The 1,418-nt window shown below is 30.9% G+C and carries 1 protein-coding gene; it reads left to right on the top strand.

Features of this window, described 5'->3' with window-relative positions; all coding sequences use genetic code 11:
- On the top strand, positions 1 to 1,374 hold a 1,374-nt coding region (locus NH286_RS10630), incomplete at its 5' end, for an IS1182 family transposase (RefSeq protein WP_265238786.1).
- Positions 1,375 to 1,418: the final 44 nt, after the last annotated feature.

Raw genomic sequence — 1,418 nt, 5'->3', positions numbered from 1 at the left:
AAACCTACTGTAAATCCAGTAACAATGCTTCAAATAATAATATTCTGCTACTCTGAAGGAATATTCTCATCAAGAGAAATAGAAAAATCATGTAAATATGATCTAAGAATAAAATATCTTCTTGACGGACAAACCCCACCAGATCATAGCACAATAAATAGATTTAGACAGAAAATAGTAAATCTAACACCTAATCTACTAAGTCAAATAGTAGAAATACTAGTAGAAGAAAAGCAAATAGATCTATCAAGTATATACATAGATGGAACAAAAATAGAAGCTTATGCCAACAGATACAGCTTTGTCCGGAGAGGAAGCACAGAAAAATGGCAAGAAAAACTAAGAATCAGAATAATAAAGCACTTCAATTTAAATAAAGACTTAACACCATCCCAAGTATTAGAAGTAGTAAATATAGTATTTAATCAAATAAGTAAAGAATGTATAGAAAAGAAAATAAACTTCGTATATGGTCAAGGCAAAAGAAAACACCAACTTCAACGAGACTATGAACAACTAAAAGATTGGAAAAATAAGTTAGAAACTTATCAAGAACACCTAGAAATAATGGGAGATTACAGAAACTCCTACTCAAAAACAGACCATGACGCAACCTTCATGAGAATGAAAGAAGACCACATGAGAAATGGTCAACTTAAGCCAGCATACAATATCCAATTAGCAAGTGCCTCAGGTTTCATAATAGGAGAAAATGTATCACACCATCCAAATGACATGTACACCCTAAAACCATTCTTATCAAAACTCCAAACAACCTATCCAAATGAACTAGACAAAATAGTAGCAGATGCAGGATACGAAAGCGAAGAAAACTATGTATATCTAGCTGAGCATAATCTAACATCCTACATAAAACCATCAAACTACGAAAAATCAAAAACACGAAAATATAAAAAAGAACAAGAATTCAGGGAAAGCCTAGTCTATGATGAAACTCAAGATAAGTACATATCAAAAGAAGGCAAAGAATTCATAAGATGTAATGATAAATACAGAAAAAGAAAAAGTGGATATATAACAACCACAAAAGTCTATAGGTGTTTCGACCGGAACAAAGATGGTCAAAAAACTAAAGGCATTTACATAGCAGAAACGTTCCAAAAATATAGGAAAGAATCATTAGAAAACATAATATCAGACCAAGGAATAGAAGAAAGATTAAATAGATCAATCCAAGCTGAAGGAGCATTTTCCAAAATAAAGTCAGGACTAAACTACAACAGATTCCACCATAGAGGAAAAGAAAATATAATAAGTGAAATATGCCTCTTATCAATAGCACTAAACTTAAATAAACTGGCAACCAAAATAGAAAATAAGAACTTAGAAATCATAAAATACAAAGCTGCTTAAGAAAAAAATATTAATTTCATAAGCTTTATTAAGTGAGCCTATTT

The organism is Anaerococcus sp. NML200574, assembly GCF_026131665.1.
Classification (GTDB): Bacteria; Bacillota; Clostridia; order Tissierellales; family Peptoniphilaceae; genus Anaerococcus; species Anaerococcus kampingae.
This window is presented reverse-complemented; position numbering and strand designations above follow the sequence as displayed.